This window comes from Streptomyces sp. Y1 (genome assembly GCF_041053115.1).
GTDB lineage: Bacteria > Actinomycetota > Actinomycetes > Streptomycetales > Streptomycetaceae > Kitasatospora > Kitasatospora rubellomurina.
In genome coordinates, this window is the sequence record NZ_CP163445.1 from 2,436,774 (window position 1) to 2,462,889 (window position 26,116).

Below are 26,116 nucleotides of genomic sequence, written 5' to 3' on the forward strand. Positions count from 1 at the left end.
GGTTCAGCGGCCGGCTGTTGCGGCACGGGTCAGCTCCTGGGGTCGTGGGACGGAGGCGTGCGGACGGGCCGCGGGGGGCGGTGCGAAGCCGGTCCAGGCGGTGCGGTCGGGCAGCCGGTGGACGGTGCGCCCGGTGACGGCGTTGAGGATGACGGCGGCCCGGTGGGCGCCGAGCCCGAGGTCGGGGGTGCCGACGCCGTGGGTGTGCAGTTCGGCGTTCTGGACGTACAGGCCGCCGGTGAGTTCGGGCCGGGTGGCGACCCGGTGGTCGAGGTCGACCCGGTAGCGCCCGGCGTCGTCCCAGTCGATCAGGTCGGCGAGCGGTTCGAGCGCGGCCGGGCGGGCGGCCCGGTAGCCGGTGGCGAGCACCACGGCGTCGGTGCGCAGCACGTGCGCGGCGCCGGAGTCGGTGTGCCGGCAGTGCAGTTCGAGGCCGCCGCAGGGGCCTGGGCGGGCGTCGGTGACGGCGGTGCCGGGGGTGATCTCGACCGGGGCGGCGTCGATCGGGCGGCCGATGGTCCGCTCGTAGAGGTGGTCGTGGATGTCGGCGAGGGTCTCGGCGCTGGCGGCCTTGTGCAGTTGCCACTGGGCGGCGACCAGGGTGTCCCGGACGGGCCCGGGCAGGCTGTGGAAGTAGCGGGTGTAGTCGGGGGTGAAGTGTTCGAGGCCGAGCTTGGAGTACTCCATGGGGGCGAGCGCCCTGGTCCTGGTGAGCCAGCGCAGGCGCACGCCGTCGCCGTCGTGGCGGCGGAGCAGGTCGAGGAAGACCTCGGCGCCGGACTGCCCGCTGCCGACCACGGTGATGTCCCGGGCGCCGGCCAGCTCGGCCCGGCGGTCCAGGTAGTCGGCGGAGTGGAAGGCGCCCGGGTGGCCGTCGAGCCGGGCGATGGCCTCGGGCAGCACGGGCCGGGTGCCGACGCCGAGGGCGAGGTTGCGGGCCCGGACGGTGGACTGCCGGCCGGTCGCGGTGTCGGTCAGCTCGGCCAGGAACAGGGCGCCGTCCTGGCGCAGCGCGGTGACCTCGGTGCCGAACCGGCAGTTGGCCAGCCGTTCGGCGGCCCAGCGGCAGTAGTGGTCGTACTCGCGGCGGGGCAGCTGGAAGCGCTCGGCGAAGTAGAACGGGAACAGCCGGTCCTGCTCGCGCAGGTAGTTGAGGAAGGACCACCGGTTGGTCGGGTCGACCAGGGAGACCAGGTCGGCGAGGAAGGGCACCTGCATCCGGGCCCCGTCGACGAGCATGCCGTGGTGCCAGCGGAACTCCGGGCGCTGTTCGCAGAAGAGCGTGCGCAGCCCGGGTACGGGCTCGGCGAGCGCGGCGAGCGAGAGGTTGAACGGGCCGATGCCGACGCCGAGCAGGTCGTAGGGGGGTGTGTTCACAGGTCGTCCTCAGCGAAGGGCAGAGCTCGGGCGCGGACCATCAGGGCCGCGCGCTTGTCGGGCAGGTCGAGTTCGGCGGCGACGTGGAATCCGGCCCGTTCGAAGGCCCGGACGGAGCGCCGGTTGCGCACGTCCGGTTCGGCCACCACCCGTTCGCAGGCCGGGCGGCGGCGCAGGACCAGGTCGGCGAGGGCGGTCAGCAGGACGGCGCCGAGGCCCCGGCCGCGGGCGGCGGCGGGGCCGAGCAGCAGGTGCAGGCCGGTGTCGTGCGGCCGGGCGGGGTAGTGCGCGGCGAGCGGGTCGAGGTCGGCGCGGTAGACCTCCCAGTAGCTCATCGGCTCGCCGTCGAGCAGGCCGAGGCAGGGCAGGCTGCGGCCGTCGCCGTCGAGTTGGGCCCGGACGTGCCGCTCGGTGACGGCGGGCGGCCCGGCGAGCGCCCAGAACTCGTCGACCTCGGGGTCGTTCATCCACCCGGCGAGCAGCGGGAGGTCGGCCGGCAGCCGGACGGGGCTGAGCCGGAACTCGCCGGCCGGGGTGGGGACGGCGCCCCACGCCGGTACGTCGTCCGTCATCGGGCGCCCGCCACCGGGTTGGGGATGTCCACGTACACGGACTGGGTGGCGACCGGGCCGACCAGTTCGTCCAGGCCGTTGATCCGGGTGAGCAGGTTGGCCTTGCAGGGCAGGGTGGGCGCGTCCAGCAGCAGCGCGGGCAGCGCCGAGCCGGTGGCGGCGGCGCGCGGGCCGGCCAGGAAGCGGCGCAGCCCGGCGAGCAGGACGTCCTCGTCGGCGAGGCCCTGGCTGCCGAGGGCGCCGATCAGGCCGAGCACGTGGTTGATGCCGAGGTAGTAGGCGAAGTGGTGGTCGATCACCTGGTCGGGCAGGAAGGTGTCGCTGTCGGCGCCGAGCCCGGGCAGTCGGGCGGTGAGCCGGTCGGCGGCGCTCTGCCGGTAGTAGTAGCCCTGGTTGTCGCGGTAGCGGCCGCCGCTCGGCCAGCCGTCCCGGTCGAGCAGGACGAGGCTGTTCTGCTGGTGGGCCTCCAGGGCGATGCCGCCCCGGCCGTCCAGCCAGAGGACGGGCAGCACGACGGCGTCCAGGTAGCGCAGGAACCATTCGGCGGCGACGGTGCGCAGCGGTCGGCCGGTGCGGGCGGCCAGCGCCCGGACGGTGTCGCCGAGCCGGGAGGGCATGGTGTCGCCGGCTCCGCGCGGCTGTTCGGCGACCAGCCCGGCGACGCACAGCACGCGGTCGGCGGGGGCGAAGGGCTGGGCGCGCAGCACGGTGTCCAGGCCGCCCGGGTCGCCGAGGGCGGGGTGGTCGACGCCGATCCAGGCCGGGTCGCGGACGATGTCGAAGCCGGGGTGGGCGGCCCGCCACTCGGCGGCCAGCCCGCTCTCCAGCAGCCGGTGCATCTCCAGGCCGCGGTGCAGTTCCTTGCGCAGGTTCTCCCGGCGGGAGTTGGTGATCCGCAGGCCGAGCGAGAGCTTGAGCATCCACGGGGTGCCGGGCCGGTAGACGGTGCGCACCGAGGAGGTGGGGTGCCAGGGTTCGCCGGCCGGCCCGAGGTCGCGCAGCAGCCCGTCCGCGAGCAGGGCGGCGACGGCCGGACGGTGGGCGAGTTCGCGGGCCTGCCAGGGGTGCAGCGGCAGGGCGGCGGTGCCGGGCGGCAGGGTGAGGGCGCCGTCGAGCAGGTCGGCGGTGAGCCGGTCGGCGGTCTCGGCGAGGGCGGAGCCGGCGGCGAGCAGGGCGCGGTCGACGGCGTACCAGTGGAGTTGGAAGGCGCCGTGCAGTTCGGGCGAGTAGGCGGCGCTCTGGGCCGGGCCGAGGCCGTCGCGGCTCTTCGGGGTGGGGTGCAGCGGGTGGCCGAGCAGCAGGGCCTGTTCGGCGGCGAGGAAGTGCGAGCGTTCGGGGCCGCCGGCCGGGGTGGCGGTGCGGTGGTGGGCGAGGATCTCGGCGGTGCGCACGACCGAGTCGGCGACCCGGGCGGCGAGGTCGGCGACCTGGCCGGGGTCGGGCCGTTCGGCGGCCGCGGCGGCGAGCAGGGCGGCGGCGGTGACGGCGTCGACGGGGGCCCCGAAACCGTCGACGGCCCCGCCCGAGGCGGCGTCGCCGACCGCGAGGACGGCCGGGCCGAAGCGGTGCCAGCCGCCGGGCGACCAGTAGCGGACGGCGGCGGAGAGCCGGGCGGCGCCGCCGAGGACGGCGATCCGCAGCCGGCCGTCCGGTCCGGGCCGGGCGCCGGTCTCGCGGGTCCAGCACCGCAACAGGGCTTCCACGGCGGCCTGTTCGGCGGCGACGGCCGGGTCCGGGTGCAGCAGCGGGTCGGGCCCGGGATGCCCGGCCGCGGCCGGCGGCGGGACGGGCGGGGCTCCGGTGAGTGCGGTGCTCAAGGCTGCTCCTTGGTGCGCGTGGGGGTGCGGACGCGCGGGCGGCGGGGCGTGGAGCGGTTCGGCGGGTGCTCGCGGCCTTCGCGTCAGGTAAGGGTTACCTATCCCTGACGGGTGATCACAAGGGCGGGTCACTCGTCCTGGTGAAGATCCGTGATACTCCCGCACCGGCCCGGCGGAGCCTGCTGCGTCAACGGACCCGCCCGGTCCGCGTCACGGATCGGTGACCTGCGCCCGCCCGCGCAACCCGGGGGGCGGCCGCCGCCGTCCTGTACGGCGGTGGAAGACTCCAGGGCGGCGAGCCGCCGCCCCGGAGCCGGACCGACCGCCGCCCGCCCAAACCGACCGACCGAAACCGCCCGCCCGAACCGACCGACCGAGCACACAGGGGGAAGTGCACAGATGCCTACGATCCACCGGTCCCTGGCCGCCGTCGCGGTCGCGGGGGCCCTGCTCGCGGTGAGCGCCTGCGGGCCGGACGGCCCGGCCGGCGACGGCGGCTCCACCGTGGCGGGCCCGCCGCCCGCGAGCGACTCGCCCTCCTCCGGTGGCCGGATCACCCTGCCCTCCGGCCTGCCGACCAGCCTGCTGGAGGGCCTGCCGAAGACCTGGGACGACCTGAAGAAGTGGAGGTTCGAGGACTGGGACTCCTGGGCCTCCAAGCACGTCTTCAACAACCCGGTGGTGAAGGACTTCTGGGACCCGGACACGATGGGCGACTCCAAGCCCGCCGACCCGGCCCCGCCGTCCGCGAAGCCCGCCCCGGCCACGCCCACGCCCACCGCCGCCGGCTCCGCCGCGGACGACGGCGCGACCGACCCGGAGCCGCCGGTGGTCAAGGCGGTGCCGGTGCCCCGGCCGTACCTCCAACAGCCGTCCGGCAAGGTGTTCTTCAGCGCCAAGGGCGGCCGCGGCAACTGCTCGGCGACGGTGATCACCGACCCGCAGCACCCGGGGAGGAGCAACCTGGTCTGGACGGCCGGCCACTGCGTGCACGAGGGCAAGGGCGGCACCTTCTACAAGGACCTGGTCTTCGTGCCCGCCTACAACAACTCGGGTGCCTCCAGCGGCGGCAAGCGGGCCCCGCTGTCCGAGCTGGCGCCGCTGGGCACCTGGTGGGCCGACCAGGTCACCACCTCGCCGCAGTGGATGGTCGAGGGCGGTGGCAGCGGCGACGCGGCCAACCAGTACGACTTCGCGGTGATGCGCGTGCACAACCAGAACGACACGGGCAAGTCCCTGGAGGAGACGGTCGGTTCGGCCGTCCCGGTGTGGTTCGACGCGCCGCGCGACAAGCTCGACGTCTGGGCCGCCGGCTACCCACTGGTCAAGCCCTTCGACGGCCAGGAGCTCTACAAGTGCGTCGGGGGCAGGCCCACCCGGCTGTCCTTCGACGCCAAGCGCCCGACGATGCTCACCATCGGCTGCGACATGACCCAGGGCGCCAGCGGCGGCGGCTGGTTCGCGACCATGCCGGACGGGAAGACCGCCCTGGTCAGCAACACCTCGATCGGCACCCAGGGGCACACCTCGCTCAGCGGCCCGTACCTGGAGACCGTCGCCAGGAACGCCCTGGACTGGATCTCCCGCAAGCAGTGACCCACAAGCAGTGACCCATAGACAGTGACCCGCAGGCAGTGAGGACGCGCGGGCGGTCGACAGCCGCCCCGCAGCCGTCCGTCAGCCGCACCGAGCACCGAAGCACCACGGGGGAGGACTCAGCATGCCCAGGCACGAAGGCCGGCGCCGCCGGGCCGCGACGGCCGCCGCCGCGCTGCTCGGCGCGCTCGCGCTCACCGCGACGGCCTGCGGGCCGGACGCCGCCCCCGGCGCGAGCGCCCCGCCGCTCGCGCTGCCCAAGGCCGCGCCCACCAGCGTGGGCGACCTGAGCGGCTGGAAGCTGGAGGACTGGGCCCGGTTCGTCGCCGACAGCGGCTTCGCCAACGAGGTGGCCCAGGGCTACTGGTCGACCGGCCGGACGGAGGGCGCCAAGCCCCGACTGGTGCAGGAGTACGCGCTCTCCTCCCCCGCCCAGGGCGACGTCCAGCGGGACGCGCCGCCCGCCGCCGTCCCGGCCACGCCGCAGCCGCACCCGTACACCCCGGCCACCGCGGTGGCCGGCAAGCTCTTCGTGACCACGCCCAAGGGCGACGCGGTCTGCTCCGGCACGGTGGTCTCCGACCCGCTCAACCCGGGGCGGAGCAACCTCGTCTACACCGCCGCGCACTGCCTGCACGAGGGCAGGGGCGGCGGCTGGATGAAGAACATCGTGTTCGTGCCGGCCTTCAACCGGGACGGCCGGGCGGGCCGCGGCAAGCCGTACACCGAGCAGCAGGCCGCTCCGTACGGCCGGTGGACGGCGGTGCGGGCGATGGTCTCGCCGACCTGGCTGCAGGAGAGCGGCGTCGGCGCCCGCGACCAGTTCGACTACGGGATCGTCCGGGTGCGCGGCGAGGGCGGCACCTCGCTGGAGGAGGCGGTCGGCGGCTCGGTGCCGATCTGGTTCAACGCCCCGCGCGAGCAGATCACCTCGGCCGTCTCGTACGGCTACCCGGCCGAGCGGCCGTTCGACGGCATGGAGCTGGACCACTGCGACTCGGCCGTCCGGCCGTCCCGGCTGTCCTTCGACCGGGCCCGCCCGCCGATGTACATGATCGGCTGCACGATGACCGGCGGGGCCGGTGGCGGCGGCTGGTTCATCACCAGGGACGGCAAGCCGAACCTGATCAGCGTCAACTCGATCGGCGACCGCAACCCGTCCGGGTACCTGGCCGGGCCCTCGCTGCAGGACCAGGCCAAGCAGGCCTTCGACTACTTCGCCAAGAACGTGAAGTGACGCGCGAGAGGCCCCCGGACCGGTCGCGGTCGGTCCGGGGGCCCCTCGTCGGCACGTCAGCCCTGCAGGGCGACCGCGAAGTGCTCCAGCTCGGCGGCCAGCTCGGCCGGCACCTTGGCGTGCACCAGGGTGCCCTCGCCGGTGTGCTCGGTGGCGATCAGCTCGCCCTCCGCGTGCACCCGGGAGACCAGCGCGCCCTGGGTGTAGGGCACCAGGGCCCGCACCTCGATCGCCGGGCGCGGCAGCTCGTCGTCGATGAGCTGCAGCAGCTCGTCCATGCCCGCGCCGGTGCGGGCCGACACCACGATGGCGTGCGGCTCGCGGCGCAGCAGCCGCTGCAGCACGTGCGGGTCGGCGGCGTCCGCCTTGTTGATCACCACGATCTCCGGCACGTTCTGCGCGTCGACCGAGACGATGACCTCGCGGACGGCGGCCAGCTGCGTCTCCGGCTCGGGGTGCGAGCCGTCGACGACGTGCAGGATGAGGTCCGCGTCGGCGACCTCCTCCATGGTCGAGCGGAAGGCCTCGACCAGGTGGTGCGGCAGGTGCCGGACGAACCCGACCGTGTCGGCCAGGGTGTAGACCCGCCCGCTCGGGGTCTGGGCCCGGCGCACGGTCGGGTCCAGGGTGGCGAACAGCGCGTTCTCCACCAGCACGCCCGCGCCGGTGAGCCGGTTGAGCAGGGAGGACTTGCCGGCGTTGGTGTAGCCGGCGATGGCCACGGACGGCACCTGGTGGCGCTTGCGCTCCTGGCGCTTGGTGTCGCGGCCCTTCTTCATGTCGGCGATCTCCCGGCGGAGCTTCGCCATCTTCTCGCGGATCCGGCGCCGGTCGGTCTCGATCTTGGTCTCACCGGGACCACGGGTGGCCATGCCGCCGCCGGACGAGCCGGAGCCGCCACCACCCATCTGCCGGGACAGCGACTGACCCCAGCCGCGCAGACGCGGCAGCATGTACTGCATCTGCGCCAGCGAGACCTGCGCCTTGCCCTCCCGGGACTTGGCGTGCTGGGCGAAGATGTCCAGGATCAGGGCCGTCCGGTCGACGACCTTGACCTTGACCACGTCTTCCAGGTGGATCAGCTGGCCGGGGGTGAGCTCACCGTCGCAGACCACGGTGTCGGCGCCGCTGGAGGCGACGATGTCGCGCAGCTCCTGCGCCTTGCCGGAGCCGATGTAGGTCGCGGCGTCGGGCTTGTCGCGGCGCTGGATGACGCCGTCCAGCACCTCGGAGCCGGCGGTCTCGGCGAGCGCGGCGAGCTCGGCCATCGAGTTCTCCGCCTCCTCCAGGGTGCCGTCGGTCCAGACGCCGACGAGCACCACGCGCTCCAGGCGGAGCTGGCGGTACTCGACCTCGGTGACGTCTTCGAGTTCGGTGGAGAGGCCGGCGACCCGGCGCAGGGCGGCACGCTCGCTGCGGTCGTACTGGTCGCCGTCGTAGTGGTGGCCGAGGTCCTCGTCGATGGCCGCGAGGTCCTCGTCCATGAGGGCTTCCGCCCGCCGACCGTCGATGCGGCGCGGGGCGTCGGCGTGGTCGCGGGCTTCGAACGTGGAGGTCATTCTGTCCTTTGGCTGCTGGTACGGGTGGCCTGTCGGGGACCGTCGGTACGGGCCCGTAAGGAGTCTGCCCAGCTGTCGCCCCGGCTACCGTCCGGGTGAGGTGAGCTACCCCTCGGGGCCGCGGTGTCACCGGGGCTCCTGTGCCCTGAGAACGCCGCGGACCGGCCGTGAATTCCCCATGATGGTCGCACGCCCGGGGCGGGCCGGTCACCCCCTTTTCACCCGGGGTCATCCTGCGGTCACCCAGGACGTCCGCCGCCGCCGCACCCGTCACCCCGGTCGCCCGACCCCGCCCTCCGGCGCGTGCGGGCGGCTCACGTCGTACACGCCCGACACCTTGAGCATCGCCCGCATCAGGCCGGGCAGCGCGGCCGGCTCGGGCAGCTCGACGGTGTAGGTGTGCCGGACCCGCAGCTCCTGCGGCGGCTCGACCTCGGCCGAGACGATGCCGACGCCCACGGCGGAGATCGCCGCGGTGAGGTCGGCGAGCAGCCGGGGCCGGTTCAGCGCCTCGGCCCGCAGGGTGACCCGGTGGCCGGCCGCCGGCGCGTCCTGCGGCCGCCAGCGGACCTCCAGCACGGCCCGGCCGTCCGCCCGCATCCGCTCCCCGGCCGGGCAGCCGGCCCGGTGCACCGCCACCGCTCCGCCGCGGATCGGGTAGCCGGCCACCTCGTCCGGCGGGACGGGCGTGCAGCAGCGGGCCAGCCGGACGGCCGCGCCGGGCCGCCCGGCCACCGCGACGGGCGCGGCCCGCCGCCCGCCGGCCCCGCGCCGGGCGTCCCGGTGCGCGGACGGGCCAAGCAGCTCGGGCTGTCCCGGTTGTCCGGGCTGCCCGGCCGAGGGGCCGGTGCGCACCACCGGCAGCCGGGCCGGGTGGTCGGCCAGCCAGCGTTCGATGGCCAGCCGGGCGGCGGGGGTGCGGGCGTACTCCAGCCACTGCGGGGACGGCCCGGAGGGCTGCCCGCCGGCCGTGGCGGCCTCGGTGAGCACGGCCAGCACGTCGCCGTCGCGCAGCGCGGTGGACAGCGCGGTGAGCCGGCCGTTGACCCGGGCGCCGATACATCGGTGCCCGGTCTGCTCGCCGAGCAGATAGGCCGCATCCACACAAGTGGCCCCGGCCCTCAGCTGAAGCGTTTCGCCAGCCTCGGTCACGACGGTGATCTCGCGGTCCCCGGCGAGGTCGGCGGTGAGCGCGGACCAGAAGGCGTCCGGGTCGGGCGTCTCCTGCTGCCACTCCAGCAGCCGGCTGAGCCAGCCGGGCCGGGCCGGGTCGGTGCGGTCCAGCTCGTCGGTGTCCGGGGCGGCGCCGGCCGGGGTCGGGTCGCCGAGCGCGACCACCCCGGTCTGGGCGACCTCGTGCATCCGCCGGGTGCGGACCAGCACCTCGACCACCTCGCCCTCCAGCGCCACGGCGGTGTGCAGCGACTGGTAGAGGTTGAACTTGGGGGCGGCCACGAAGTCCTTGAACTCCCCGGGCAGCGGCGTCCAGCAGGTGTGCAGCTCGCCCAGCACGGCGTAGCAGTCGGCGTTCTCCTCGACCACCACCAGCAGCCGCCCGAAGTCGGCCGGCTGCGGCCGCTGCGGCTGCCCGTCCGGCCCGGGCGCGGCGGCCCGCTTCAGCAGCACCCGGTGCAGCGAGACGCAGTGCCGGGGCCGGACGGTGACCTCGGCGGCCACCCCGGCCTCGGCCAGCTGGCGGGCCAGTCGCCGGGCGAAGGGCTCCAGCAGGGCGTCCGGCTCGGCCTCGTGACCGGCGATCAGGGCGCGGGTGCGGGCGTGCTCCTCGGGGTGCAGAGTGGCGAAGACGATGTCCTCGAGCTCCGCCTTGAGCACCTGGATGCCGAGCCGCTCGGCCAGCGGGATCAGCACGTCCCGGGTGACCTTGGCGATCCGCACCTGGCTGGCCGGCTTCATGTGCCGGATGGTGCGCATGTTGTGCAGCCGGTCGGCGAGCTTGATCACCATCACCCGGACGTCGTCCCCGGTGGCGACCAGCATCTTGCGGAAGGTCTCGGCCTCGGCGGCCGCGCCGAAGTCGACCTTCTCCAGCTTCGTCACCCCGTCGACCAGGTAGGCGACTTCGGGGCCGAAGCCGGCGCCCACCTGTTCCAGCGTCAACTCGGTGTCCTCGACGGTGTCGTGGAGCAGCGAGGCGACCAAGGTGGTCGTCCCGGCGCCGAGTTGGGCCAGGATCATGGTGACGGCCAGCGGGTGGGTGATGTACGGCTCACCGCTCTTGCGCTTCTGGCCGCGGTGGCTCGCCTCGGCGAGCCGGTACGCCCGGGCGAGCAGACCGAGGTCGGCCTGCGGATGGTGGGCGCGGTGGACCCGGACGAGCGGTTCGAGCGCGTCCGGGACCGGCTGGCGGCCGGTGGCCAGTAACGCCGCCCGCCCGGCCCGGCCGAGGGCTGCCAGGCCGAGCTCCCCGAGGGGCCGCCTGGCCCCGGCCTGCCGTACGGTCGTCGGCTGCCCCCCCGCGAGGGGCTGCCCGGCTTCGATGGTCATCGCACCTCCGGCAACGGTCGCCGGGTGCTGCCCCTCCCCAGGGGTGATCGACCCGGTGGTCCATGCTACCGAGCAGAGCACGTTCCGCGATGCCGTGATTCCCGTCCGCGACCGGTATCACCCGATCGGGGGGATTCGTCGCCGTACGAATTGGGCAAACCGGGCCCTCAGCCCCGGTGCAGCGCCCACCAGCGCTCGTCGAGGCGCCCCTCGGCGACGATCACGGCCGGCCCCGTCATCTCCACCCGGCCGTCCGGGTGCTCGGTGATCACCAGCCGCCCGCCCGGCACGTCCACGGTGTACGCGACGGCCTCGCCGGTGACGGCCGGGTCCGCGCCGTCGCGGCGGATCGCCGCCACGGCGACGGCACACGCGCCGGTGCCGCAGGAGCGGGTCTCGCCGGAGCCGCGCTCGTGCACCCGCATCGCGACGTGCCGCGGGCCGCGGTCGACCACGAACTCGACGTTGACGCCCTCCGGGTAGGCGCCCTCGGGGCTGGTGAGCGGCGCGCGGAACAGGTCGCCGGCGTGGTCCAGGCTCTCGACGAAGGCGACCGCGTGCGGGTTGCCCATGTTGACGTTCACGGCGGGCCAGCGGCGCTCGCCGACCGCGACCTCGATGCCGTCCGGCCCGGGCAGCCGGGCCTTGCCCATGTCGATGGTGACCTCGCCGGGCGTGCCGTCCGCGGCGTCCTCGGCGACCTTCGCGGTGAGCACCCCGGAACGGGTGGCGATCGCCAGCTCGCCGGGCTTGGCCAGACCGGCCTCGACCAGGAAGCGGGCGAACACCCGCAGGCCGTTCCCGCACATCTCGGCGATGCTGCCGTCCGAGTTGCGGTAGTCCATGAACCACTCGGCCCGGTCGGCCAGGTGCGCGGCGGCCGGATCGGCGGCGGCGCGCACCACCCGCAGCAGCCCGTCCCCGCCGATGCCGGCCCGGCGGTCGCACAGCGCGGCGACGGCCGCGGGGCCGATCTCCAGCGCGCCGTCCGGGTCCGGGACGATCACGAAGTCGTTCTGGGTGCCGTGGCCCTTGAAGAAGGGGAGGCCGGCCTGCGGGAGGGAGGATGCGCTCACGCCACCCAGGGTACTGAGGAGGGGTGCCGAGCCCTACCGCAGGTACGCGACCCGCCAGACCGCGAGCACGCACGCGGCCAGCGCGATCAGGGTGTAGACGGCGATCGCCCGCCAGCTCGCCCGCTGCCCGGAGCCGCGGCGCGGCAGGCCGGGCCACCGGTAGCCGGCGTGCCGGGCGGCCATCGCGCCCCAGCCGAACGAGGCGGCGGTGAACAGCAGCCCGAGCATCCCGACCATGGTGGCGCGCGCCCCGGCCGAGCCGAAGGCGAGCGGGAAGGCGAACATCAGCGAGCCGAGGGTGCCGAGCAGCGCGATCGGCAGCGTCTGCCACCAGCGCAGCCGGCGCAGCGGGCGGATCTCCCGCTCGTGCACGGCGGCGTCCGGCGGGAGGTGGGTGTCCAGGGCGGGCACCGCGAGCGCGTACGAGGTGGGTGCCTCCAGGCCGGTCAGCACGGGGAGGTCGCCCATCGTGGACTCGTCGAACTCCTCGGCCGGTGCGGTGACGCTCCCGCGCTGGCCGGGTTCGGGGCCGGTACCCGTCGACACACGGCCTCCCCTGACTGTTCGACACGAGCGGACTCGCGGCCGGGCACGGTCGGCCCTCGCGGGCCGACCCCTACGCCATCGATGATGGCATGTCCAGGGGGGCCGTTCGGGCCGGACCGGGGTCGGCGGGTGATCCGTGGCCATCACGTGATCCGGCCGTGACCCCCGGTTCGTCCTGCACGGCCACCTGCGCGCGCACCTGCACCGCCGAACTGGCCGAAACCCGAGCTACACGGCCGGAACTCCCTGACGCCCGATCAGTTCGAGGGACCGCTCCAGCAGCTCGACCGGGTCGGTGCCGGCCGGGCGGGAGAGCCAGTGGATGCGGTCGTCGCGGCGGAACCAGGACTCCTGGCGGCGCGCGAAGCGCTTGGTCGCCCGCACGGTTTCGGCCCGCGCCTCGTCCTCGGTGCACTCGCCGGCGAAGTGGTCGAGCACCTGCTGGTAGCCGAGCGCCCGGGAGGCCGTCCTGCCCTCCCGCAGGCCGACCGCCTCCAGCGCGCGCACCTCGTCCAGCAGCCCGGCCTCCCACATCCGGTCGACCCGCAGCGTGATCCGCTCGTCCAGCTCGGGGCGCGGCACGGCGACGCCGATCTGCACCGCCTCGTACACGGCGGTGTTGCTCGGCAGGTTGGCGGTGAACGGCTGCCCGGTGATCTCGATGACCTCCAGCGCGCGGACGATCCGCCGCCCGTTGCTGGTCAGGATCGCCTCGGCGGCCGCCGGGTCCAGCTCGGCCAGTCGCCGGTGCAGCGCGTACGGGCCGGCCTGGTCCAGCTCGGCCTCCAGCCGGGCGCGCACGGCCGGGTCGGTGCCGGGGAACTCCATCTCGTCGATCGCCGCCCGGACGTACAGCCCGGAGCCGCCGACCAGGACGGGCGTGCGCCCGGCGGCGAGCAGCCGGTCGATCTCGGCCCGGGCCAGCCGCTGGTACTCGGCGACGCTGGCGGCCTCGGTGACGTCCCAGACGTCCAGCAGGTGGTGCGGCACTCCCCCGCGCTCCTCCTCGGTGAGCTTGGCGGTGCCGATGTCCATGCCCCGGTACAGCTGCATCGAGTCGGTGTTGATCACCTCGCCGCCGAGGCTGCGGGCGACGGCGACGGCTAGGTCGGACTTTCCGGCGGCGGTCGCGCCGACGATGCTGATCACACGGGAGCTGCTCACCGCTCCAGTCTCCCAAAACCGGAACCGCACCGGAGATCGGGCTGCCGCCCGCCCCCGGCTGCGCGAGGATATGACTGTTTCCTCCGTTTCCGCCGTCGACGCTCTTTGCGAACGCTTTGCCCGTCCCGGGCGTTGTGCAGGGAGACAGTCGAGGAAGGGTGAGATCGCCATGGGTCTGATGGACAACCTCAAGGGCAAGGCCGAGGAGCTCAAGGAGAAGGCCAGCGAACTCGCGGGCAAGCACCACGAACAGATCGACAACATGGTCGACAAGGCCGGCGGCGCGATCGACAAGGCGACCAAGGGCAAGTACAGCGACAGGATCGAGCACGGCGCCAGCAAGGCCAAGGGCGCGGTGGACGACTTCGCCCACAAGCCGGAGCAGCCCGGCGGGAACGGGGGCCGGGCCCCGCAGGCCTGAGGCTCAGCTCCAGGACGCCACGAAGTAGCCGACCCCGTACGGCGCGTCCTGGTAGCCGAGCTTCGCGGTCAGGCCGGCGCCCTGCGCGGCGCCGGCCAGGACCTGCCACGGCGCCCGGCCCTCGGCCTTGAGCTCGGCGGCGAGCCCGGCGTCCAGCGCGGCGAGGGCGGGCAGGTCGGCGGAGCCCAGGGCGGCGGCCAGCGCGGCGTCGTAGCCCTCGGCCCGCTCGTCCAGGTAGCCGGGTGCCTTCAGCGAACGGCAGGCGCTGCCGTCGCCCAGCACCAGCAGGGCGACCCGGTCGGCGAGGCCGGCCAGGCCCTGGCCGAGCCCGAGCATCCGGTCGGCGGGGGCGTCCGCGGGCACCGCGCAGGCGTGCGTCGGCAGGCTCACGCCGGCGTGCTCCAGCAGCCAGGCGCCGACGGTCAGCGAGGGCGCCAGCTCCGGCCCCTCGACCCGGCCGCCGGGCAGCTTGACGACGAGCGGCACCCCGTAGCGCCGGAAGGAACCGGCCCCGCCCTCGGTCCACACCTCGGCCTCCGGCCCGGTGCCGACCACCACGACCAGCTGCGGCTCGGCCGCGACCAGCGCCGCCAGCGCCTCCGCGCAGGCGGCGCGCAGCCCGTCCAGCTCGGGCGCGGCCCCGGCGGCGACCTCGGGGACGAGCAGCGGCGGACAGGGGCACACGGCGGCGGCTACCAGCATGCGGATCACTCTAGCCAAACGCGACGGCGGCCCGGCGGGAGTCGAAACTCCCGCCGGGCCGCCGCCCGGTCGTGATCAGTCCCCGCAGCAGGCCCCGCCCGCCGGGGCGGCCAGCGGCAGCTCGGCCGGGGCGCCGATCTTCGGCAGGCCCAGCAGGACGCCGGCCGGCTTGGCGGCGGGCTTCGCCTGGCGCTTCTCCCAGGCGTCGCCGGCCCGGGTGCGGCGCACCGCGAGCGACGGGCCCTCGGCCAGCAGGTGGTGCGGGGCGGCGTAGGTGATCTCGACGGTCACCATGTCGCCGGGACGCACCGGCTCCTCCGGCTTCGTGAAGTGGACCAGCCGGTTGTCGGGCGCGCGGCCGGAGAGCCGGTGGGTCTTGTCGTCCTTCTTGCCCTCGCCCTCGGCGACCAGGATCTCCAGGGTGCGGCCGACCTGCTTCTTGTTCTCCTCCCAGGAGATCTCCTCCTGGAGGGCGATCAGCCGGTCGTAGCGGGCCTGGACGACCTCCTTCGGCACCTGGTCCGCCATCTCCGCGGCCGGGGTGCCGGGGCGCTTGGAGTACTGGAAGGTGAAGGCGTTGGTGAAGCGGGCCTCGCGGACGGTGTGCATCGTCTCCTCGAAGTCCTCCTCGGTCTCGCCGGGGAAGCCCACGATGATGTCGGTGGAGATGGCCGCGTCCGGCATCGCCTCGCGCACCTTGCGGATGATCCCGAGGAAACGCTCCTGCCGGTACGAGCGGCGCATCGCCTTGAGCACGCGGTCCGAGCCGGACTGCAGCGGCATGTGCAGCTGGTGCATCACGGCCGGGGTCTCGGCCATCGCGGCGATGACGTCGTCGGTGAAGTCGCGCGGGTGCGGGGAGGTGAAGCGGATCCGCTCCAGGCCCTCGATCTTCCCGGCGGCGCGCAGCAGCTTGGAGAACGCCTCGCGGTCGCCCAGGTCGGAGCCGTACGCGTTGACGTTCTGGCCGAGCAGGGTGACCTCGATGACGCCCTCGTCGACCAGCGCCTCGATCTCGGCGAGGACGTCGCCGGGGCGGCGGTCCTCCTCCTTGCCGCGCAGCGCGGGGACGATGCAGAAGGTGCAGGTGTTGTTGCAGCCGACCGAGATGGCGACCCAGGCGGCGTAGGCGGATTCGCGGCGGGTCGGCAGCGTGGAGGGGAAGGTCTCCAGCGACTCCAGGATCTCGACCTGGGCCTTCTTCTCGACCGCGGCCCGCTCCAGCAGGGCCGGCAGGTGGCCGATGTTGTGGGTGCCGAACACCACGTCGACCCAGGGGGCCCGGCTGACGATGGTGTCGCGGTCCTTCTGCGCCAGGCAGCCGCCGACGGCGATCTGCATGCCCTGGTTGCGGCCCTTGGCCGGCGCGAGCTGCCCGAGGTTGCCGTACAGCTTGTTGTCGGCGTTCTCGCGCACCGCGCAGGTGTTGAACACCACCAGGTCCGGGTCGCCCTCCGGCCCGGCCTTGACGTAGCCCGCCTCCTCCAGCAGCCCGGACAGCCGCTCGGAGTCGTGGACGTTCATCTGACAGCCGTGCGTGACGACCTTGTAGCTCTTCAATCCGCTCTCACCGCTCACCAGACCAGGGTACGGGCACCCGGGAAGCGCTTTTCCCGGCCCTTCGCCCGTTCCTTCCCCTCCCGTTCGGCCGGGGCGCCTGGCACTATCCCTGCATGGCCCCCATCACCGCCCCCCGTCTCGGCGCCGCAGTCCGCGCCGCGGCCCGCAGCCCGCTGTGGCGGACGGTGCTGGTGCTGGCGCTGCTGCTCGCGGGCTTCGGCGGCTGGTGGCTGTCGGCGGGCCGCTCGCCCGACTACCCGCGCGGCGAGACCCGGTTCGCGACGGGCTCGGCGAGCGGCGTCTACGACCGGTACGGGCGGCTGCTGCAGACCCACGTCGCGCGGGCGATGCCGGGGGTGCGGCTGGCCCTGGACAACACCGCCGGCTCGGTGGAGAACCTGGACCGGGTGGCCACCGGCCGCGACTCCTTCGCGATCGCCACCGCCGACGCCGTCGCCGACTACCACGGCCCGGGCCGGGACCGGCTGCGCGCCATCGCCCGGCTGTACGACGACTACCTGCAGCTGATCGTCCCGGCCGACTCCCCGGTGCGGCGCACGGCCGACCTCAAGGGCCTGCGGGTCGGCGTGGGCGAGCCCCAGTCCGGGGTGGCCCCGGTGACGAGGCGGCTGCTGACCGCCGCCGGGCTGGACCCGGACCGCGACATCAAGCCGGTGCCGGTCAACATCGGCGAGGCCATAGCCGAGCTGCGCGAGGGCAGGGTGGACGCCTTCTTCTGGTCCGGCGGGCTGCCGACCGGCGCGATCACCGACCTGTCCGACCACGTCCCGATCCGGGTGGTGCCGCTGGGCGACCTCGCCGAGGCACTGCACAAGGCGGAGGGCAGCGGCTCGGACGCCTACCGGGCGGCGACCATGCCCAAGGGCACCTACCCGAACGCCGAGCCGAAGGACGCGGTCGCCACCGTGGCCGTGCCCAACCTGCTGATCACCCGGGACGACGTCGACCCGGGGCTGGTCGAGGGGATGACCCGGGCCGTGATCGACAGCCGCGACCAGATCGGCGCCCAGGTGCACGCCGCCCAGCTGGTCGACCTGCGCACCGCCGTGTACACCGACCCGCTCCCGCTGCACGAGGGCGCGGCGCGCTACTACCGCTCGGTGAAACCCTAGGACCTAGTCCTTCACGGCCCGCGGTACCGCCAGGGTCACCGCGAGCCCGGTCGGCTCGACCGGGGCGAAGGAGAGCGAGCCGCCGCCAGCCGTCAGCAGGGTCCGGGCGATCGAGAGGCCGAGCCCGGAGCCGTCCACGTTCTGGTGGCGCGGGCTGCGCCAGAAGCGGTCCCCGGCGCGGGTCAGCTCGTCCTCGGTGAGGCCGGGCCCGGCGTCGGTGACGGTGACCGCGACCTCGTCCCGGCGCACCGACACCCGCAGCCGCACCCGGCTGCCGGGCGGGCTGAACTTGAGCGCGTTGTCGACCACGGCGTCCAGTGCGGAGCCGAAGCCGATCGGGTCGGCCATGCCGACCGCCAGCGCCGGGCCGTCCCAGCCCAGCTCGATGCCGCGCTGCTCGGCGACCGGCCGCCAGGCGTCCACCCGGGCCAGGGTGAGCCGGGCGAGGTCGGTCTGCTCGGGCTCGGGGCGGGAGTGCTCGGCGGTGGCCAGGCCGAGCAGGTCGTCGAGCACCCGGGCCAGCCGGACGCCCTCCTCGCGGACGCCGCCGAGCTCCTCCTCGTGCCCTTCGGGCAGTTCCAGGCCGAGCACCTCGACCCGCAGCAGCAGGGCCGCGAGCGGGTTGCGCAGTTGGTGCGAGGCGTCCGCGACGAAGGCCTTCTGCTGGTCCAGGGCGAGCACCACGTGGTCCGCCATCTCGTTGAACGACCGTGCCAGCCGCTGGAGTTCGGGCGGTCCGCCACCGGGCGCGACCCGGGCGGCCATCCGGCCGGTGGCGATGTCGTGGGTGGCCCGGTCGAGGGTGCGCACCGGGCGCAGCACCCACTCGGTGAGCCGGACGGCCAGCAGGACCGCGACGATCATGGCGGCCGTCTCGCCGCCGGCGATCACCAGCCACTTGTGCAGGACCCGGGTGCGCAGCGCCCCGGTCGGCGATTCGCTGAGCACCACCGCGACCACGTCGCCGTCGCGCACCACCGGGGTGGCGATGGTGAGCGTGCGGTCCCCGGTCCAGGGCCAGACCTGCGGCGGGTTGTGGCTGCGCCGCCCGTCCAGTGCCTCCTGGAAGGCCTGCGCGCCCCAGCCGCCGGCGGGCACCCGCCAGTCCGCGGGGGCGACCGAGATCGGCGACCCGTCGCGCTGGAAGATGCCCAGGCGCACGCCGTACAGGTCGTGGTAGCGCCGCACCTCGGCGTCGATCGCGCGCCGGCGGCTGACGTCGCCGGGGGCCGGCTCCGGGTCGCCCTTGCGGGCGGCGTCCACCGTGCCGGCGCCGGAGGTGGGCAGGTCCTGGGCGAAGCGGGCGGCGTCGTCGAGCCGGTCGACGACCACGGCGGTCTGCTCGCCCGCCGCCACCGCCGCCGCGAGCGGCAGCCCGAGGGCGGCCAGGACGCAGAGCATGAGGGCGATCAGGATGCCGAGCAGGCGGGTGCGCACGTGCGGTCAGTGCTCCGCGGAGGTCGCGGGCGGCGTCCGGTCGGCGGCCGGCGCCGGGCACTCGGGGATCAGCCGGTAGCCGACGCCGCGGACGGCCTCGACCAGCCCCGGCAGCGCGAGTTTGTTGCGCAGCGAGCCGATGTGCACCTCCAGGGTGCGCCCGTTGCCCTCCCAGCCGCTGCGCCAGACCTCGCTGAAGATCTGCTCGCGCCGGTAGACCACGCCCGGGCTCTGGGCGAGCAGGGCGAGCAGGTCGAACTCCTTGCGGGTGAGCGGCACGTCCCGGCCGTCCACGCTGACCCGGCGGCGCTCCCGGTCGATCCGGATGCCGCGGGACTCCAGCGGGCCGCGCTGCTGCGGGACGGCGTCGGGCGCGGGCACGGCCGCCGCGGAGGGGCCGGCGCCGCGGCGGGCCACGGCGTGGATGCGGGCGAGGAGCTCGCCCATGTCGTAGGGCTTGGTGACGTAGTCGTCGGCGCCCAGGTTGAGCCCGTGGATGCGGGAGCGGATGTCGGCGCGGGCGGTGACCATGATCACCGGCACGCCGCTGCCGGCCCGGATCCGGCTGCACACCTCGAAGCCGTCGCGGTCGGGCAGCCCGAGGTCGAGCAGCACCACCCGGAACGGCTCGTTGCCGTCCGGCACCAGGGCGTCCAGCGCCTCGTGGCCGCTGCGCGCGTGCCGGACCTGGAAGCCGTGCCGGCCCAGCACCGCGACGAGCGCCGCGGCGACGCGTTCGTCGTCCTCGACGAGCAGTAGTCGCATCCTGTTCTCCTCCTTCCCCCGCGGGTCACCGGGCCGATCGGTCCGGTGCCGGTCCTGCGCAGTATGGGCCAGTGGGCGGCCCGACGCCAGGGACGGCCGCGCACCGGGCGCGCGGGGGACGCGGCGCACCGGCGCGAACGCCCGCTGTGACATGCCCGATCGGCGACCCTGCGAACGGTCCGCGCGCGACGTGTGGCCGTTTCGTGATCCTCAAGTTCCGCTCAGATCGGCTGACGGGGCGCGGTCACCGCTCCTAAGGTCGGCCCACCGGGGGCTGCGGCTCCGCCGGCCGCGGCCCCCGGTCTACGTACCACCACTGCCACCCAAGGGAGTTGAGCTCCCGGGGTAGGCGTGATTCGACAAGTAGGGAGCAGGCGCGATGACCGAGAGCCCGGTCGAGGACTCCATTTCCGCAGCCGCCCCACTGGTCGTGCTGAGCAAGGTCAACAAGCACTACGGCGCACTGCACGTGCTCCAGGACATCGACCTGGAGATCCGCCAGGGCGAGGTCGTGGTGCTGATCGGCCCGTCCGGTTCGGGCAAGTCGACGCTCTGCCGGACGATCAACCGGCTGGAGACCATCGACTCCGGCCGGATCACCATCGACGGCCACCCGCTGCCCGCCGAGGGCCGGGAGCTCGCGCGACTGCGCACCGAGGTCGGCATGGTGTTCCAGAACTTCAACCTGTTCGCCCACAAGACCGTGCTCGAGAACGTGGTCATGGGGCAGGTCAAGGTCCGCAAGGTGATCCGCTCGCACGCCGAGAAGACCGCCCGCGAGCTGCTCGACCGGGTCGGCGTCGGCGCGCAGGCGGACAAGTACCCGGCGCAGCTCTCCGGCGGCCAGCAGCAGCGCGTGGCGATCGCCCGCGCGCTGGCGATGAAGCCCAAGGTGATGCTCTTCGACGAGCCCACCTCGGCCCTCGACCCGGAGATGGTCAACGAGGTGCTGGAGGTCATGCGCCAGCTGGCCGCGGACGGCATGACGATGGTCGTCGTCACCCACGAGATGGGCTTCGCCCGCTCCGCCGCCAACCGCGTGCTGTTCATGGCGGACGGCCGGATCGTCGAGCAGAACACCCCCGACGCCTTCTTCACCGCACCGCGCTCCGACCGTGCCAAGGACTTCCTCTCGAAGATCCTGCACCACTGACGCTCCGCACCACCGCGGGGCCGCCCCGGCGACTGCGCCGACCGGCCCTGTCCGCGCACGACTTCCCCCGACGTCAGAGCCCCGTTTGACGCCGTCTCCCAGCCCCCAGGAGAACAACCCTCATGAGGACTTCCCGCACCCTCGCCGTCGCGCTCTGTGCCCTCGCGCTCACCGCCACCGCCGCCTGCGGCAAGGACGGCTCGCCCAGCGACTCCGCCAACGCGAGCGCGAGCAACGCCCCGAAGGCGCCGACCTACGTGGTCAAGAGCGACGTCAAGATCGACTCCCAGGTCCTCGCCGAGGCCAAGAAGCGCGGCCAGCTGACCATCGGCGCCAAGGCCGACCAGCCGGGCCTCGGCTTCGAGGACGTCGCCAGCGGCGACCGCAGCGGCTTCGACATCGAGATCGCCAAGATGATCGCCGCCGACCTCGGCTTCACCCCGCAGCAGATCAAGTGGCAGACCCTGGTCTCCTCGCAGCGCGAGCCGGCCATCGCCAAGGGCCAGATCGACTTCTACGTCGGCACCTACAGCATCAACGACGAGCGCAAGAAGACCGTCTCCTTCGCCGGCCCGTACTACATCGCCGGCCAGGACCTGCTGGTGAAGAACGACAACACCACGATCACCGGCCCGGACAGCATCGCCGGCAAGAACATCTGCACCGCGACCGGCTCGACCTCGATCAAGAACATCCAGAAGTACAACGCCAAGGTCACCCAGTTCGACACCTACTCGGCCTGCGTGGACAAGCTGATGGCCGGCGAGGTCGACGCGGTCACCACCGACGACGCCATCCTCAAGGGCTACGCCTCCAAGTTCGCCGGCCAGCTCAAGGTCGTCGGCAAGCCGTTCACCGAGGAGAAGTACGGCGTCGGCCTGAACAAGGACGACAAGAACCTGCGCGACGCGATCAACGACGCCATCAAGGCCCACCAGGACAACGGCGACTGGAAGAAGGCGTACGACGCGACGCTCGGCCTGTCCGGCTCCCCGGCGCCGGCCACCCTGCCGACCCCCGAGCGCTACTGATCCCCCGCACCGACCAACGTTCCTGACCACTCCTGAGAGGAGGGCCGCCGGATGGGTTTCCTGTTCGAGGACGACAACTTCGCGTTGTTCCGCGACGGCTTCCTGCAGACGATCGAGCTGAGCGCGCTCAGCGCGCTGCTCGCCCTGCTGCTGGGCACCCTGCTGGCGGCCTTCCGGGTCTCCCCGGTCCCGGTCCTGCGCGCCTTCGGCACCGTCTGGGTGACGCTCTTCCGCAACACCCCGCTCACCCTGCTGTTCTTCGCCGTCACCTTCGGCCTGCCCCGGCTCGGCGTGCACCTCAGCCACCTGACCTTCGCGGTCGTGGCGCTCGGCGGCTACACCGCCTCGTTCGTCTGCGAGGTGATCCGCTCGGGCATCAACACCGTGCCGCTGGGCCAGGCGGAGGCGGCCCGCAGTCTCGGCATGAGCTTCGGCCAGACCCTCACCCTGGTCGTCCTGCCGCAGGCCACCCGGACCGTCCTGGCCCCGCTGAGCAGCGTGTTCATCGCCCTGCCGAGGAACTCGGCGATCGCCGGCGCGTTCAGCGTGGGCGAGATCTTCAGCACCCAGCAGGCCTTCTCCGAGAAGGGCTACTCGATCTTCGCGATCTTCTTCTGGGTGGCCTGCGCCTACCTGCTGATCAGCGCGACGGTCGCCTCGCTGTTCCGCTTCCTGGAGTCCCGACTGGCGGTGGCCCGATGAGTCCGTTCAACCGCACCGCGACGGCCAGCGTCCTCTACGACGCCCCCGGCCCGCGGGCCCGCGCCCGGTACCGGGTCTTCGGGGTGCTCTCGCTGATCGGCGTCGCCGGACTGCTCTGGTTCGTCTACGCCACCCTGGACGACAAGGGCCAGTTCAACCCGGCCCTGTGGGACGTGTTCCAGTACAACACCGTCCAGCAGCGGATCGTGGACGGCCTGCTCGCCACGCTGGAGGCCTTCGGGCTGGCGGCGGCCTTCTCGCTCACCCTCGGCGCGCTGCTGGCCGCCGGCCAGCTCTCCGACCACAAGCCGGTCCGCTGGGCGTGCACCGCGGTCGTCCAGTTCTTCCGGGCGATGCCGCTGCTGATCCTGATCGTCGCGCTCTACTACGCCTTCTTCGCCACCGACCCGATGTGGGCCCTGGTGCTCGGCCTCACCCTCTACAACGGCTCCGTGCAGGCGGAGATCATCCGCAGCGGCGTCAACGCCGTGCCGCGCGGCCAGGGTGAGGCGGCATACGCCCTCGGCATGCGCAAGACCCAGGTGATGGCCTCCATCCTGGTGCCGCAGGCCGTCCGCTCGATGCTGCCCTCGATGATCAGCCAGCTGGTCGTCACCCTCAAGGACACCTCGCTCGGCTTCATCATCACGTACCACGAGCTGCTGTTCGTCGGAAAGGCCATCGCGAGCCAGCCCACCAACTCCGCCGGCTTCCCCTACATCCCGGTGGTCCTGGTGATCGGCCCGATCTACATCGCGCTGTGCCTGTTGCTCACCGCGCTCGCGCGCTGGATCGAGGCACGCGGGCGTCGCGGCGCGAACCGGCGCACTTCGACTGCTGCTTGACGGACACGCAGGTGAACTGTTGCATTGCTGTTCGTGACACCTCCCGGGAGCATCCACGCGGCATATGCGGCAGCGGTAACTGACGCCGGCCGATCGGCCGGTTCGTGCCCGGAGGTCCTCTCATGGACCCGGTGATCGTGGTCGGGGCCGGACCGGTCGGTCTGGCCCTGGCCCTCGCACTCGCCCGGCACGAGGTGCCGACCGTCATCCTGGACGAGGGCTCCGGCCTCTGCCCCGAGGGCCCGCGCAGCGTCGTCCTCGGCGCCGACACCACCGCCTTCCTGACCCGGATCGGCTACCCGCGGGCCGTCTCCGACTCCGCCCTCTGGGACTCCTTCTCGCTCTGGCGGCGGCGCCAGGAAGTGCTGCGGATCGACCTCGCCGACTCCCCCACCTTCCACCTGCCCCAGCACCGCCTCCAGCGCGGCCTGCGCGACGCGCTCACCGGCACCCCGCTGATCAAACTCGTCCCGCTCCACCGGGTCGTCGAACTCGAACAGGACCGCGACGGCGTCAGCGTCCGCACCACCGGCACCCAGGACGGCTCGACCACCTGGTGGCGCGGCAGCCACCTGGTCGGCTGCGACGGCGCCAGATCCACCGTCCGCAAACTGCTGAAGGTCCGCTTCCCCGGCCGCCCGGCCGTCGACCGCAACGCCATCGCCACCGTCCGCGTCGACCTGCCCTTCGACGGCGCCCGGCTGCACCGCGAACCGCCGTGGCGCGGCGACCGCGAAGCCTCCGCCCGGCCGCTGCCGGACGGCGTCTGGCGGCTCGACTGGCGGCTGCCCCCCGGCCGGCCCGCCCCCACCGAACCGGTCGACCCGCACGCCACCTGGCCCGGCATCGTCACCGGCGACACCCTGCTCACCCGGGTCACCGCCACCCTCACCGGCTGGTGCGGCGAACTGCCCCGCTACGAACTGCTCGCCGCCGCCGACCACACCGCCCAGCAGCGCCTCGCCGCCCGCTTCCGGGTCGGCCGCTGCTTCCTCGCCGGCGACGCCGCCCACCTGCACGGCGCGCTCGGCATGCAGAACCTCACGGACGGGCTGCGCGACGCCGACAACCTCGCCTGGCGGCTCTCCCTCGCCTGGCACCTTCACAGCGGCGGCCCCCAGCCCGGCGGCTCGCTGCTGGACGGCTACGAGGCCGAGCGGCGCGGCGCGGTCGGCGCCCGGCTGCGCGCCGTCGACCAGTCCATGCCGCTGCTGCGCCCGCTGCGCGGCTGGCAGCAGACCCGGCGCTCGCTGCTCGTCGGCGGCTTCCGCAAGCACGCCCCGCTGCTCGCCGACGGCCAGCTCGGCACCGGCCGCTTCGGCGGTGCGCCCGCCTACCCGGCGGCCCCCTCCGGCGTCCCCACCCGCGTCCCGGTGCAGCGCGGCGCGCGCGGCACCACCTCGCTCAGCGAACTGCTGCCCGCCACCGCGCCCGGCGTGCTCGTCCCCGACCTGCCGGTGCTCGCCGCCGACGGCACCCCGGACCACCTGCACGCCCGGCTCGGCGCCACCTTCCTGCTGCTGCTGGTCGCCCCCGGCACGGCCGTCTGGTCCGCCGAACACTGGCTCGGCGCCGGGCTGATGCCCCGGCTCGCCGAGGTCGCCGCCGCGCTGCCGGTGCCGGCCGAGGTGCTGGTCACCGAGGAGTACCCGGAGGCCGGGCCGCACACCGTGCTGCTGATCCGGCCGGACGGGCACCTGGTCGGCGTCACCCAGGGCGCCGCCGCCGAGGACCTGCTGGCCCTCGCCGACCGTGCCCGCGGCGGCCCGGTCCCCCTCGCCGGCGCCCCCGAACCGGAGCCCGCCCCCCACCAGCAGGTCGAACCCACCGGCTGACGCACGGCCGCCGGACCGCCGGCGGCCGCCCGCCGGCAGCACGCCGCGCACGATCGGCCGTGGAGTCCCGGCGAGGTCCTGTCCGCCCGGGCCCTCCGGCGCACCGCACGCCCCGGCCGCTACGCGGAGCCGTCCGCCGCCTCGTCCTCCAGCGCGGCCCGCACCACCCGGAAGGCCAGGCCCTCCGAGTAGCCGCGCCGGGCCAGCATCCCGACCAGCCGCCGCATCCGGGTCTGCTGGTCCAGCCCGCGGGTGGCTCGCAGCTTGCGCTCGACCAGGGCCCGGGCGGCCTCCGTCTCGTCGTCGTAGTCGAGGTGGGCGACGGCCCGCTCGACCAGCTCGGCGTCCACGCCCTTGGTGCGCAGCTCCTGCGCCAGCGCCCGCCGGGACAGGCCCCGGACGGCGTGCCGGGACTCCACCCAGGCCTCGGCGAAGGCGGCGTCGTCGATCAGCCCGACCTCTTCGAGCCTGGTCAGCACCCCGTCCGCGACGTTCTCCGGGATCTCCCGCTTGCGCAGGGCGTCGGCGAGCTGCTTGCGCGTCTTGGCGGCGCCGGTCAGCAGCCGCAGGCAGATGTCCCGGGCGCGGCTCTCCGGATCGGCCGGCTCCTCCGCCCGCCGACGCGCGCCGGAGCCCCCGTCCCCGCTCTCGTTGCTCTCCTTCGCGCCCCGCCCGCGCGACCGCGTGCGCGGGGCCGAGGCGGCCACACCCCCGTGACCGGCCGCTTCGGCCTCGCGCCACCCGCCGTCCTCGGACGGCGGCCGCGCGTCGTCCTCCTCGGCCGCCACCGCCGAGCGGCGGCGGCGTCGGCCGGTGGGCAGCTCGGAGGCGGAGACCAGGCCGAGTGCCTCGGCCCGGACCTCCGCCGGGCCCGGTCCGGGCGCCGCGCCGCGCCGCGCCCGGACCGGTGCCCGGTCGAACTCCGGCTCGGGGCCGGATGCCCTCGCTGCGGTGGACGGGCGGCGCCGTCGCCCCGCGCGGGGCGACGAGGGCTCCGGCTCCGGAGCAGGCTCCTCCGCCACCGCGGCGAACCAGTCCGGCGGGCCGTAGTCGTCGTCCTCGGGGCCGCCGCCCACCGTGTCG

Annotated in this window: 22 protein-coding genes; 9 read left to right on the forward strand and 13 right to left on the reverse strand. The window is 74.3% G+C overall.

Features of this window, described 5'->3' with window-relative positions; translation table 11 throughout:
* Nucleotides 1–3: 3 nt before the first annotated feature.
* Genes AB2U05_RS10175 through AB2U05_RS10185 form a run of 3 tightly spaced genes read right to left on the reverse strand, consistent with a single transcriptional unit; the run spans nucleotide 4 to nucleotide 3,766 of the window.
* Complete coding sequence (locus AB2U05_RS10175; protein WP_369183070.1) at nucleotides 4–1,377, reverse strand: lysine N(6)-hydroxylase/L-ornithine N(5)-oxygenase family protein; 1,374 nt, start codon at nucleotides 1,375–1,377, stop codon at nucleotides 4–6.
* Entirely contained in the window at nucleotides 1,374–2,057 is a 684-nt protein-coding gene (locus AB2U05_RS10180; protein ID WP_369185934.1) for a GNAT family N-acetyltransferase, read from the reverse strand. Before AB2U05_RS10180 ends, AB2U05_RS10175 begins: the two co-directional genes overlap by 4 nt.
* The gene (locus tag AB2U05_RS10185) at nucleotides 1,946–3,766 is read right to left on the reverse strand and encodes an IucA/IucC family siderophore biosynthesis protein (RefSeq protein ID WP_369183071.1); all 1,821 of its coding nucleotides are present in this window, start codon (nucleotides 3,764–3,766) and stop codon (nucleotides 1,946–1,948) included. The genes AB2U05_RS10180 and AB2U05_RS10185 overlap by 112 nt, the downstream gene beginning before the upstream one ends.
* A gap of 399 nt (nucleotides 3,767–4,165) precedes the next feature.
* Here AB2U05_RS10185 and AB2U05_RS10190 point away from each other — a divergent pair, with 399 nt between their 5' ends.
* Both AB2U05_RS10190 and AB2U05_RS10195 read left to right on the forward strand, forming a co-directional pair.
* Entirely contained in the window at nucleotides 4,166–5,362 is a 1,197-nt protein-coding gene (locus tag AB2U05_RS10190; RefSeq protein WP_045698363.1) for a serine protease, read from the forward strand.
* A gap of 124 nt (nucleotides 5,363–5,486) precedes the next feature.
* Nucleotides 5,487–6,599, forward strand: coding sequence for a serine protease (locus AB2U05_RS10195; RefSeq protein ID WP_369183072.1), 1,113 nt, complete (start codon nucleotides 5,487–5,489; stop codon nucleotides 6,597–6,599).
* A gap of 56 nt (nucleotides 6,600–6,655) precedes the next feature.
* On the opposite strand, the gene hflX is transcribed toward AB2U05_RS10195, so the two are convergent.
* The 5 genes from hflX to miaA all read right to left on the reverse strand — a co-directional run bounded on the left by hflX (nucleotide 6,656) and on the right by miaA (nucleotide 13,449).
* Nucleotides 6,656–8,158 (reverse strand): GTPase HflX, encoded by a 1,503-nt coding sequence (hflX, locus tag AB2U05_RS10200; RefSeq protein WP_045698367.1) that lies wholly within the window; start codon nucleotides 8,156–8,158, stop codon nucleotides 6,656–6,658.
* Between the two features lie 270 nt (nucleotides 8,159–8,428).
* Nucleotides 8,429–10,663 carry a bifunctional (p)ppGpp synthetase/guanosine-3',5'-bis(diphosphate) 3'-pyrophosphohydrolase gene (locus tag AB2U05_RS10205; protein ID WP_369183073.1) on the reverse strand — a complete coding sequence of 745 codons (2,235 nt, stop codon included), beginning with the start codon at nucleotides 10,661–10,663 and terminating at the stop codon, nucleotides 8,429–8,431.
* A 167-nt stretch (nucleotides 10,664–10,830) separates the two neighbouring features.
* Nucleotides 10,831–11,739 (reverse strand): diaminopimelate epimerase, encoded by a 909-nt coding sequence (dapF, locus tag AB2U05_RS10210; protein ID WP_369183074.1) that lies wholly within the window; start codon nucleotides 11,737–11,739, stop codon nucleotides 10,831–10,833.
* 33 nt (nucleotides 11,740–11,772) lie between these two features.
* Complete coding sequence (locus tag AB2U05_RS10215) at nucleotides 11,773–12,285, reverse strand: hypothetical protein (protein WP_045698373.1); 513 nt, start codon at nucleotides 12,283–12,285, stop codon at nucleotides 11,773–11,775.
* Between the two features lie 228 nt (nucleotides 12,286–12,513).
* Nucleotides 12,514–13,449, reverse strand: coding sequence for a tRNA (adenosine(37)-N6)-dimethylallyltransferase MiaA (gene miaA, locus AB2U05_RS10220; RefSeq protein ID WP_045698379.1), 936 nt, complete (start codon nucleotides 13,447–13,449; stop codon nucleotides 12,514–12,516).
* A gap of 169 nt (nucleotides 13,450–13,618) precedes the next feature.
* Between miaA and AB2U05_RS10225 the strand changes: the two genes are divergently transcribed.
* Nucleotides 13,619–13,870, forward strand: a complete 252-nt coding sequence (locus tag AB2U05_RS10225; RefSeq protein ID WP_045698381.1) for an antitoxin — start codon at nucleotides 13,619–13,621, stop codon at nucleotides 13,868–13,870.
* Between the two features lie 3 nt (nucleotides 13,871–13,873).
* Here AB2U05_RS10225 and AB2U05_RS10230 read toward each other — a convergent pair whose 3' ends face one another.
* Nucleotides 13,874–14,572 (reverse strand): hypothetical protein, encoded by a 699-nt coding sequence (locus AB2U05_RS10230; protein ID WP_369183075.1) that lies wholly within the window; start codon nucleotides 14,570–14,572, stop codon nucleotides 13,874–13,876.
* A gap of 75 nt (nucleotides 14,573–14,647) precedes the next feature.
* Nucleotides 14,648–16,150, reverse strand: coding sequence for a tRNA (N6-isopentenyl adenosine(37)-C2)-methylthiotransferase MiaB (gene miaB / locus AB2U05_RS10235; protein ID WP_279616834.1), 1,503 nt, complete (start codon nucleotides 16,148–16,150; stop codon nucleotides 14,648–14,650).
* A 95-nt stretch (nucleotides 16,151–16,245) separates the two neighbouring features.
* On the opposite strand from miaB, the gene AB2U05_RS10240 reads away from it, so the two are divergent.
* Nucleotides 16,246–17,265: a TAXI family TRAP transporter solute-binding subunit gene (locus AB2U05_RS10240; protein ID WP_045698383.1), complete on the forward strand. Its 1,020-nt coding sequence runs from the start codon at nucleotides 16,246–16,248 to the stop codon at nucleotides 17,263–17,265.
* Between the two features lie 3 nt (nucleotides 17,266–17,268).
* On the opposite strand, the gene AB2U05_RS10245 is transcribed toward AB2U05_RS10240, so the two are convergent.
* Nucleotides 17,269–18,702 (reverse strand): sensor histidine kinase, encoded by a 1,434-nt coding sequence (locus AB2U05_RS10245; protein WP_369183076.1) that lies wholly within the window; start codon nucleotides 18,700–18,702, stop codon nucleotides 17,269–17,271.
* A gap of 6 nt (nucleotides 18,703–18,708) precedes the next feature.
* On the reverse strand, nucleotides 18,709–19,467 hold the full coding sequence (locus AB2U05_RS10250; RefSeq protein ID WP_045698387.1) for a response regulator transcription factor: 759 nt from the start codon (nucleotides 19,465–19,467) through the stop codon (nucleotides 18,709–18,711).
* Nucleotides 19,468–19,846: 379 nt separating this feature from the next.
* Between AB2U05_RS10250 and AB2U05_RS10255 the strand changes: the two genes are divergently transcribed.
* From AB2U05_RS10255 to AB2U05_RS10275, 5 genes are all read left to right on the forward strand, one after another.
* Complete coding sequence (locus tag AB2U05_RS10255; protein ID WP_045698389.1) at nucleotides 19,847–20,620, forward strand: amino acid ABC transporter ATP-binding protein; 774 nt, start codon at nucleotides 19,847–19,849, stop codon at nucleotides 20,618–20,620.
* 122 nt (nucleotides 20,621–20,742) lie between these two features.
* Complete coding sequence (locus AB2U05_RS10260; protein ID WP_045698391.1) at nucleotides 20,743–21,651, forward strand: glutamate ABC transporter substrate-binding protein; 909 nt, start codon at nucleotides 20,743–20,745, stop codon at nucleotides 21,649–21,651.
* A 51-nt stretch (nucleotides 21,652–21,702) separates the two neighbouring features.
* Entirely contained in the window at nucleotides 21,703–22,353 is a 651-nt protein-coding gene (locus tag AB2U05_RS10265) for an amino acid ABC transporter permease (RefSeq protein ID WP_045698393.1), read from the forward strand.
* The gene (locus AB2U05_RS10270) at nucleotides 22,350–23,198 is read left to right on the forward strand and encodes an amino acid ABC transporter permease (protein ID WP_045698394.1); all 849 of its coding nucleotides are present in this window, start codon (nucleotides 22,350–22,352) and stop codon (nucleotides 23,196–23,198) included. Before AB2U05_RS10265 ends, AB2U05_RS10270 begins: the two co-directional genes overlap by 4 nt.
* A gap of 122 nt (nucleotides 23,199–23,320) precedes the next feature.
* A complete protein-coding gene (locus AB2U05_RS10275) occupies nucleotides 23,321–25,033 on the forward strand; it encodes an FAD-dependent monooxygenase (RefSeq protein ID WP_045698396.1) in 1,713 nt (570 codons plus the stop codon).
* 119 nt (nucleotides 25,034–25,152) lie between these two features.
* Here AB2U05_RS10275 and recX read toward each other — a convergent pair whose 3' ends face one another.
* Entirely contained in the window at nucleotides 25,153–25,821 is a 669-nt protein-coding gene (recX, locus tag AB2U05_RS10280) for a recombination regulator RecX (RefSeq protein ID WP_045708415.1), read from the reverse strand.
* Nucleotides 25,822–26,116 lie beyond the last annotated feature (295 nt).

Excerpts from the sequence above, each read along its gene's own strand:
- AB2U05_RS10250 (WP_045698387.1), bottom strand. The coding sequence starts at position 19,467 with ATGCGACTACTGCTCGTCGAGGACGACGAACGCGTCGCCGCGGCGCTC.
- AB2U05_RS10230 (WP_369183075.1), bottom strand. The coding sequence starts at position 14,572 with ATGCTGGTAGCCGCCGCCGTGTGCCCCTGTCCGCCGCTGCTCGTCCCC.
- AB2U05_RS10240 (WP_045698383.1), top strand. The coding sequence starts at position 16,246 with ATGGCCCCCATCACCGCCCCCCGTCTCGGCGCCGCAGTCCGCGCCGCG.
- AB2U05_RS10190 (WP_045698363.1), top strand. The coding sequence starts at position 4,166 with ATGCCTACGATCCACCGGTCCCTGGCCGCCGTCGCGGTCGCGGGGGCC.
- AB2U05_RS10225 (WP_045698381.1), top strand. The coding sequence starts at position 13,619 with ATGGGTCTGATGGACAACCTCAAGGGCAAGGCCGAGGAGCTCAAGGAG.
- AB2U05_RS10195 (WP_369183072.1), top strand. The coding sequence starts at position 5,487 with ATGCCCAGGCACGAAGGCCGGCGCCGCCGGGCCGCGACGGCCGCCGCC.
- AB2U05_RS10205 (WP_369183073.1), bottom strand. The coding sequence starts at position 10,663 with ATGACCATCGAAGCCGGGCAGCCCCTCGCGGGGGGGCAGCCGACGACC.
- hflX (WP_045698367.1), bottom strand. The coding sequence starts at position 8,158 with ATGACCTCCACGTTCGAAGCCCGCGACCACGCCGACGCCCCGCGCCGC.
- AB2U05_RS10260 (WP_045698391.1), top strand. The coding sequence starts at position 20,743 with ATGAGGACTTCCCGCACCCTCGCCGTCGCGCTCTGTGCCCTCGCGCTC.
- AB2U05_RS10270 (WP_045698394.1), top strand. The coding sequence starts at position 22,350 with ATGAGTCCGTTCAACCGCACCGCGACGGCCAGCGTCCTCTACGACGCC.
- AB2U05_RS10255 (WP_045698389.1), top strand. The coding sequence starts at position 19,847 with ATGACCGAGAGCCCGGTCGAGGACTCCATTTCCGCAGCCGCCCCACTG.
- AB2U05_RS10265 (WP_045698393.1), top strand. The coding sequence starts at position 21,703 with ATGGGTTTCCTGTTCGAGGACGACAACTTCGCGTTGTTCCGCGACGGC.
- AB2U05_RS10275 (WP_045698396.1), top strand. The coding sequence starts at position 23,321 with ATGGACCCGGTGATCGTGGTCGGGGCCGGACCGGTCGGTCTGGCCCTG.